General features: G+C 70.9%; 8 protein-coding genes and 1 pseudogene. 1 reads left to right on the top strand and 8 read right to left on the bottom strand.

Annotated features, from left to right (window positions below; translation table 11 throughout):
• The first annotated feature begins 182 nt into the window (after positions 1-182).
• Positions 183-983 (top strand): S1 RNA-binding domain-containing protein, encoded by an 801-nt coding sequence (locus tag CCN44_RS09610; protein WP_158103080.1) that lies wholly within the window; start codon positions 183-185, stop codon positions 981-983.
• Positions 984-1,047: 64 nt separating this feature from the next.
• Here CCN44_RS09610 and metK read toward each other — a convergent pair whose 3' ends face one another.
• The 8 genes and pseudogenes from metK to carB all read right to left on the bottom strand — a co-directional run.
• Positions 1,048-2,256 (bottom strand): methionine adenosyltransferase, encoded by a 1,209-nt coding sequence (gene metK / locus CCN44_RS09605; RefSeq protein ID WP_059248219.1) that lies wholly within the window; start codon positions 2,254-2,256, stop codon positions 1,048-1,050.
• Between the two features lie 248 nt (positions 2,257-2,504).
• Entirely contained in the window at positions 2,505-3,707 is a 1,203-nt protein-coding gene (gene coaBC, locus CCN44_RS09600) for a bifunctional phosphopantothenoylcysteine decarboxylase/phosphopantothenate--cysteine ligase CoaBC (protein WP_086697372.1), read from the bottom strand.
• A 102-nt stretch (positions 3,708-3,809) separates the two neighbouring features.
• Entirely contained in the window at positions 3,810-4,082 is a 273-nt protein-coding gene (gene rpoZ, locus CCN44_RS09595) for a DNA-directed RNA polymerase subunit omega (protein ID WP_003982715.1), read from the bottom strand.
• A gap of 53 nt (positions 4,083-4,135) precedes the next feature.
• Complete coding sequence (gene gmk / locus CCN44_RS09590; protein WP_059248220.1) at positions 4,136-4,693, bottom strand: guanylate kinase; 558 nt, start codon at positions 4,691-4,693, stop codon at positions 4,136-4,138.
• A gap of 60 nt (positions 4,694-4,753) precedes the next feature.
• Positions 4,754-5,077 (bottom strand): integration host factor, encoded by a 324-nt coding sequence (locus tag CCN44_RS09585; protein WP_003977346.1) that lies wholly within the window; start codon positions 5,075-5,077, stop codon positions 4,754-4,756.
• Positions 5,078-5,376: 299 nt separating this feature from the next.
• Positions 5,377-6,222 carry an orotidine-5'-phosphate decarboxylase gene (gene pyrF, locus CCN44_RS09580; protein ID WP_059248221.1) on the bottom strand — a complete coding sequence of 282 codons (846 nt, stop codon included), beginning with the start codon at positions 6,220-6,222 and terminating at the stop codon, positions 5,377-5,379.
• Complete coding sequence (locus CCN44_RS09575) at positions 6,219-7,325, bottom strand: quinone-dependent dihydroorotate dehydrogenase (RefSeq protein WP_059248222.1); 1,107 nt, start codon at positions 7,323-7,325, stop codon at positions 6,219-6,221. Before CCN44_RS09575 ends, pyrF begins: the two co-directional genes overlap by 4 nt.
• A gap of 54 nt (positions 7,326-7,379) precedes the next feature.
• Positions 7,380-7,766 (bottom strand): annotated as a pseudogene (gene carB, locus CCN44_RS09570) (carbamoyl-phosphate synthase large subunit); the annotation flags it as partial.

Raw genomic sequence — 7,766 nt, 5'->3', positions numbered from 1 at the left:
GGGCACGGGCGGTGTTGTCAGTGGGGTTTGGTAAGAATGCAAGCGTGAGCAGCGAGAACGGGGCGCCCCCGTCCGTCCGGGGCGCCCCGTTCTCGCTGCTCACGCTTGCATTCTTACCAAACCCCACTGACAACACCGCCCGTGCCCGGGGCGGCCCCCCCGCCATGTCTAGGCTCATGTCCATGACCGAACCTGTCCCGAATCCCCTGGAGCAGCTGCGCACCCGCCTGGCGGCGTTCCGGCCCGGGGAGGTGGCGCACGGCACGGTGGCCGGGTTCGCCGACGGCGAGGTCGTCGTCCGCCTGGACAGCGACGGGTCCGGGGAGCCGACCGGCCGGATCCCCCGTCACCTGCTGTCCTGGACCGCGTTCGAGGACCCGGCGCAGGTCGTGGCGGTCGGGCAGCGTGTCACCGCCGAGGTGCAGGGTGCCCACGGGGGCGGCGGCCGGGTCGTGCTGTCCGCGAAGGCGTGCGAGGACGAGGCCCTGTACCGCCATCTGCGGGGCGCGCGGCCCGGGGACGTCGTCACGGGGACCGTGGCCGCCGTGCACCCCTTCGGAGTCTTCGTACGGCTCGACGGGGCGCCCCCGCACCCCGTCCACCCCGGCACGGGTTTCGTCCGGGTCCCGGACCTGACCTGGGCGCACGTCGACCACCCGGCCGACGTGGTGCGGCCCGGGCAGCGGGTCACCGGCGAGGTGATCGGCGCCGACTCGTACCAGGGCGAGGTGGTGATCTCGCTGAAGGCTCTTGCGGAGGACCCGTGGGACTCGCTGGGCCTCGCGGTGGGGGATGTGGTGACGGGCCCGGTGACGAAGGTGATGCCGTTCGGGGTGTTCGTCCGGGTCGGTGAGGCCGCCGAGGGGCTGGTCCACGTCTCCGACCTGGGCGGGAGGGCCGTCGCCGAGGGGCAGGAGCTGACGGTCCGGGTCCTGGAGACCGACCGGGTGCGGCGCCGCATCCGCCTGGCGGCGGCCGGCTGATCCGGCACACGCCGAGGCCCGGCCCCCGAAGGGAAGCCGGGCCTCGGCGAACGGCCGGCCGGGGTTACAGGCCCGCGGCGGCGCGCAGGGCGTCCACGCGGTCCGTGCGCTCCCAGGTGAAGTCGGGCAGCTCGCGGCCGAAGTGGCCGTACGCCGCCGTCTGGGAGTAGATCGGGCGGAGCAGGTCGAGGTCGCGGATGATCGCGGCCGGACGGAGGTCGAAGACCTCGTCGATCGCCTTCTCGATCTTCTCGGGGTCGATCTTGTGGGTGCCGAAGGTCTCCACGAACAGACCGACGGGCTCGGCCTTGCCGATCGCGTAGGCGACCTGGACCTCGCAGCGGGAGGCCAGGCCGGCCGCCACGACGTTCTTCGCCACCCAGCGCATCGCGTACGCCGCCGAGCGGTCGACCTTGGACGGGTCCTTGCCGGAGAAGGCACCGCCGCCGTGGCGGGCCATGCCGCCGTAGGTGTCGATGATGATCTTGCGGCCGGTCAGGCCGGCGTCGCCCATCGGGCCGCCGATCTCGAAGCGGCCGGTCGGGTTGACCAGCAGGCGGTAGCCTTCGGTGTCCAGCTTGATGCCCTCGTCCAGGAGCGCCTTCAGCTCCGGCTCCACGACGAACTCGCGGATGTCGGGGGCGAGCAGCGACTCCAGGTCGATGTCGGAGGCGTGCTGCGAGGAGACGACCACCGTGTCGAGGCGGACGGCCTTGTCGCCGTCGTACTCGATGGTGACCTGCGTCTTGCCGTCCGGGCGCAGGTAGGGGATGGTGCCGTTCTTGCGGACCTCGGAGAGGCGCTTGGACAGGCGGTGCGCCAGGAAGATCGGCAGCGGCATCAGGGTGGGCGTCTCGTCGGACGCGTAGCCGAACATCAGGCCCTGGTCGCCCGCGCCCTGCCGGTCCAGCTCGTCGTCGTCGCCCTCGACCCGGGTCTCGTAGGCCGTGTCGACGCCCTGCGCGATGTCCGGGGACTGCGCGCCGATGGACACCGAGACACCGCAGGAGGCGCCGTCGAAGCCCTTCTTGGAGGAGTCGTAGCCGATCTCCAGGATCTTGCTGCGGACGAGGGTCGCGATGTCCGCGTAGGCCTTGGTCGTCACCTCGCCGGCCACATGCACCAGGCCGGTGGTGATCAACGTCTCCACGGCGACCCGGGAGGTCGGGTCCTCGCGCAGAAGCGCGTCGAGAATGGTGTCGCTGATCTGGTCAGCGATCTTGTCGGGGTGACCCTCGGTCACGGACTCCGAGGTGAACAGGCGACGGGACACAACGCTCCCTGTGGTTGCAGCGGCTGCTGGCTGATCATTTGCGGTCGACGCGGGGCTGCGCCCGGCGTCGACCGTGACAGTTTATCGGTCGCACTCGGTCAGCGGGCCACCGTCTCGCCTCTCGGGAGCGCTGTGACCTGCGGCACGGGCATTCTGCACAATGGCGAGCGGCCTTGGCCAGGGCCGCCACACCCGATTTGAGCGTGGCGTGAACCCGTCCTGGAGTTCGCCCGATCGCCTGCCGGACGTTAGTCCAGTCGCCGCACGACCAAGTCCCAGACCGTGTCGGCGAGGGCCTCCTTGGGGCCGTGCGGCACCCGGGTCTCGCTGCCGTCGGCACCCAGGACGACGGCCTCGTTCTCCTCGGCGCCGAAGGTCTTGCGCTCCCCCACCTCGTTGACCACGAGCAGGTCGCAGCCCTTGCGGGCGAGCTTGGTGCGGCCGTTGGCGAGGACGTCGTCGGTCTCGGCGGCGAAGCCGACGATCACCTGTCCGGGGCGGGCCCGGTCGGCGGAGATCTCCGCGAGGATGTCCGGATTCCGCACCAGGACGATGGGCTCAGGGTCCTGGCCGTCCTTCTTCTTGATCTTCCCGGCGGCGTACGCGGCCGGGCGGAAGTCGGCGACGGCGGCGGCCATGACCACGGCGTCGGCGTCGGCGGCGGCCTTCAGGACGGCCTCGCGCAGCTGCACGGCGGTGCCGACCCGGACGACGTCCACGCCCGCGGGGTCGGGCAGGCCGGCGTTGGCCGAGATCAATGTCACGCGGGCGCCGCGGGCGGCGGCGGTGCGGGCGAGGGCGTACCCCTGCTTGCCGGAGGAGCGGTTGCCGAGGAAGCGGACCGGGTCGAGGGGTTCGCGGGTGCCGCCGGCGGAGACGACGACGTGCCGTCCCCGCAGATCGGGCTCGGTGACGCCGCGGGCCAGCACCCGGCGGCACACCTCGAAGATCTCCGCCGGGTCGGGCAGCCGGCCCTTGCCGGTGTCGACGCCGGTCAGACGGCCGACGGCGGGCTCGACGACGACGGCGCCCCGGCGGCGCAGCGTGGCCACGTTCTCCTGGGTGGCCGGGTGCTCCCACATCTCGGTGTGCATGGCCGGGGCGAAGACGACCGGGCAGCGGGCGGTGAGGAGAGTGTTGGTGAGCAGGTCGTCGGCGAGACCGTGGGCGGCCTTGGCGAGCATGTCGGCGGTGGCCGGGGCCACGACCACGAGGTCGGCGTGCTGGCCGATGCGGACGTGCGGGACCTCGTGGACCGCGTCCCAGACCTCGGTGGAGACCGGGTTGCCGGACAGGGCGGACCAGGTGGCCGCGCCGACGAAGTGCAGCGCGGAGGCGGTGGGCACCACGCGGACGTCATGGCCCGACTCCGTGAACCTTCTCAGCAGCTCACAGGCCTTGTAGGCGGCGATGCCACCGCTGACCCCCAGCACGACTTTCGGCTTGTCCACCATGGCTCCTCGCGTTCGAGAATCTGCATCACCCATGACACACCACAGGCCCGGCAGCGTGACTGCCGGGCCTGTGGATAAGTCAATCGCAGTCTGAAAGTACTACTGCGCCGGGCCCTCGACGGCCTCGGAGGTCAGCAGACCGGCGTTGATCTCGCGCAGGGCGATCGAGAGCGGCTTCTCGTGGACGTGGGTGTCGACGAGCGGACCGACGTACTCAAGGAGGCCCTCACCGAGCTGCGAGTAGTACGCGTTGATCTGGCGCGCACGCTTGGCCGCGTAGATCACGAGGCTGTACTTCGAGTCGGTCGCCTCAAGAAGCTCGTCGATCGGCGGGTTGATGATGCCCTCGGGCGCGGTGATGGAAGAGGACACGCTCTACCTTCCGATGGATGGAAAAGAATCAGACATCGTGATCACAGTCACGATCACACAACGTCCATCAAGGCTAGCAGCTCGCGAGCCACGTCCTCGACGGAGGTGTTGACCAAGGTCTCATCGAACTCCGGCTCCGCCGCCAGCTCGGTCTTCGCCGCCGCCAGGCGGCGCTCGATGACCTCGGGCGGCTCGGTTCCCCGGCCGGTCAGCCTGCGCACCAGCTCCTCCCAGGAGGGCGGAGCCAGGAACACCAGCTGGGCGTCGGACATGGACTCGCGGACCTGCCGAGCGCCCTGGAGGTCGATCTCCAGCAGCACGGGCTCGCCGTTCTCCAGCCGCTCCATCACGGCCGCGCGGGGCGTGCCGTAGCGGTTGCCGGCGAACTCGGCCCATTCCAGCAGCTCACCGTTGGCGATCAGCTTGTCCATCTCCTCGTCGGTGACGAAGAAGTAGTGGACTCCGTGCTGCTCACCGGGGCGCGGCTTGCGGGTGGTCGCCGACACCGAGAGCCAGACCTCGGGGTGTTCCTTGCGCATATGGGCGACGACCGTGCTCTTGCCGACCCCCGAGGGGCCGGAGAGCACGGTCAGCCGCGGACGTTCACTCATGCAGCGATTATTCCAGCAATCCCGGAGTGCCCGGGACTCCCTGCCCGCCGGGAGGCGGACTCAGGAGCCGGTGCTGCCGAATTCACGCTCCAGGGAAGCGATCTGGTTGGAACCGAGACCGCGCACGCGGCGGCTCTCGGAGATGCCCAGACGCTCCATGATCTGCTTGGCGCGGACCTTGCCCACGCCCGGCAGGGACTCCAGCAGCGCCGAGACCTTCATCTTGCCGATGACGTCGTTTTCCTGGCCCTGCTTGATGACCTCGTGCAGAGAGGCGCCGGAGTGCTTGAGTCGATTCTTGACCTCGGCCCGCTCCCGGCGAGCCGCGGCGGCCTTTTCGAGCGCGGCTGCGCGCTGTTCAGGGGTAAGGGGCGGAAGAGCCACGCCTACGTCACCTCGGATGTCGAACTGTCGGATACGGACCGGTGAGGAACCTAGTCGCCCCACACCTGGGGAGCCACGAGCAACACGCTGCCCGTTCTCCCCCCACTACCTGGAGGGCGTGGGAGTTGCCCTCACTGCTCGGAGACTAGCGGGCAAGTCCGCCAGAGTCAGCGAGAACAGCGGAAAAGTCCTGGTCAGCCTCCGTCAGGACGGACATTTCAGACATAATGCCCTCGATTTGAGGATGTATTCACACTCAAGTCGGCGTGATCGCGCTCAGCCGAGCACGCGGCCGGACCTCAGACACCCGCGAGGGCCGCCTGGATCTCCGTCGCGAACCGCTCGGCCGCCCCGCGCAGCGCGCTGACGTCGGGACCGTGACGCAGAACACCCCGGCTGACGTTGGGCACGACGTTGCGGACGGCCGACCCGAACACCCGGGGGAGGTCGGCCGGGGTCGCCCCCTGGGCGCCGATGCCGGGCGCGAGCAGCGGACCGCCCATGTCCAGGTCGTACGAGGAGAGGTCGCCGAGCGTGGCGCCGACGACCGCGCCGAAGGAGCCCAGCGGCTCCTCCCCCGCGTTCTCGGCCGCCAGGTGGGCCAGCATGGTCGCCCCGACGGTCCGGCCGTCGGGGCGGATGGCGTGCTGCACCTCGCCGCCCTCCGGGTTCGAGGTCAGCGCCAGCACGAACAGGCCGGCACCGCTCTCCCGGGCGAGCGCGACGGCGGGGCTCAGCGAGCCGTAGCCGAGGTACGGCGAGACGGTCAGGGCGTCGGAGAACAGCGGGGCGTCCGGGTGCAGGAACGCCTCGGCGTAGGCCGCCATGGTCGAGCCGATGTCACCGCGCTTGGCGTCCATCACGACCAGCGCGCCGGCCGCCCGCGCCTCCTGCACCGACGTCTCCAGGACGGCGAGGCCGCGCGAGCCGAACCGCTCGAAGAAGGCGCTCTGCGGCTTCAGGACGGCCACCCGGTCGGCCATGGCCTCGACCACGGTGCGGCTGAACCGCTCCAGGCCGGCGATGTCGTCGTTCAGGCCCCACTCGGCGAGCAGGGAGGCGTGCGGGTCGATGCCGACGCACAGCGGGCCGCGCTCGTCCATGGCGCGGCGCAGCCGGGCGCCGAAGGGCTCCAACGGGCTCATGCGGGCTTCCTCACATCGGCGCCGACGGCGTCGGCGAGGGTGGCGTACGGGCTGGTGCGCAGGCGGGCCGCGAGGCCCTTGTGGAGGGACCGGCACCAGAAGGGGCCCTCGTAGATGAAGGCGCTGTACCCCTGGACCAGCGTGGCACCGGCCAGGATCCGCTGCCAGGCGTCCTCGGCGGTCTCGATGCCCCCGACACCCACCAGGGTGATCCGGTCGCCCACGCGCGCGTACAGGCGGCGCAGGACCTCCAGGGAGCGCTCCTTGAGCGGCGCCCCGGACAGGCCGCCGGTCTCCTGCACCAGCGCGGGCGCCGACCGCAGGCCGAGGCCCTCGCGCGCGATGGTGGTGTTGGTGGCGATGATGCCGTCGAGGCCCAGCTCCACGGCGAGGTCGGCGACGGCGTCGACGTCCTCGTCGGCGAGGTCGGGAGCGATCTTCACCAGCAGCGGGACGCGCCGGTTCGCGACCGTGCGGTCCGCGGCCTCGCGCACGGCGGTGAGCAGCGGACGCAGGTGGTCCACCGCCTGGAGGTTGCGCAGGCCGGGCGTGTTCGGCGAGGAGACGTTGACGACGAGGTAGTCCGCGTACGGCGCGAGGCGCTCGGCGGACTTCACGTAGTCGGCGACGGCCTCCGCCTCCGGGACGATCTTGGTCTTGCCGATGTTGACGCCGACCACGGTCTTGAAGACGGGCTCACGGGTGGCCAGGCGGGCCGCCACGGCGAGCGAGCCGTCGTTGTTGAAGCCCATGCGGTTGATGAGCGCGCGGTCCGCGACGAGCCGGAACAGCCGCTTCTTGGGGTTGCCGGGCTGCGGCTCCCCCGTCACCGTGCCGATCTCGACGTGGTCGAAGCCCAGCATCGACATGCCGTCGATGGCGACCGCGTTCTTGTCGAAGCCCGCGGCGAGCCCGAAGGGGCCGTGCATGCGCAGCCCGAAGGCCTCGGTGCGCAGCTCCTTGTACCGGGGCGCGAGGGCGGCGGCGACGAAGGTGCGCAGCACCGGGATGCGGACGGCGCGGCGGATCCAGCGGAAGGCCAGGTGGTGGGCCTGCTCCGGGTCCATCCGTCGGAAGACCAGACGGAAGAAGAGCTTGTACATGTAGGTGTCCTCATGCGGAGGGGGACACCGTTTCCGGTGTCCCCCTCGGGGCTGCTAGTCGCGGGCCGCGGTCAGGTGTTGGGCGTGTTCCTGGAGGGAGCGGACGCCGACGTCTCCGTGGTGGAGGGCGTCGATGCCCTGGACGGCCGCGGCGAGTGCCTGGACGGTGGTCAGGCAGGGCACGGAACGGGCCACGGCGGCGGTGCGGATGTCGTAGCCGTCGAGCCGGCCGCCGGTGCCGTAGGGGGTGTTGACGATGAGGTCGACCTCGCCGTCGTGGATGAGCTGGACGATGGTCTTCTCCCCGTTCGGCCCGGTGCCCTCGGACTGCTTGCGCACCACGGTGGCGTGGATCCCGTTGCGCTTGAGGACCTCGGCGGTACCGGAGGTGGCCAGCAGCTCGAAACCGTGCGCGACCAGTTCCCGCGCCGGGAAGATCAT

Source organism: Streptomyces tricolor (genome assembly GCF_002155905.1).
GTDB classification, from domain to species: domain Bacteria; phylum Actinomycetota; class Actinomycetes; order Streptomycetales; family Streptomycetaceae; genus Streptomyces; species Streptomyces tricolor.
Note: the sequence above shows the minus strand (reverse complement) of the source record. Positions and strands in the feature narration are given on the sequence as shown.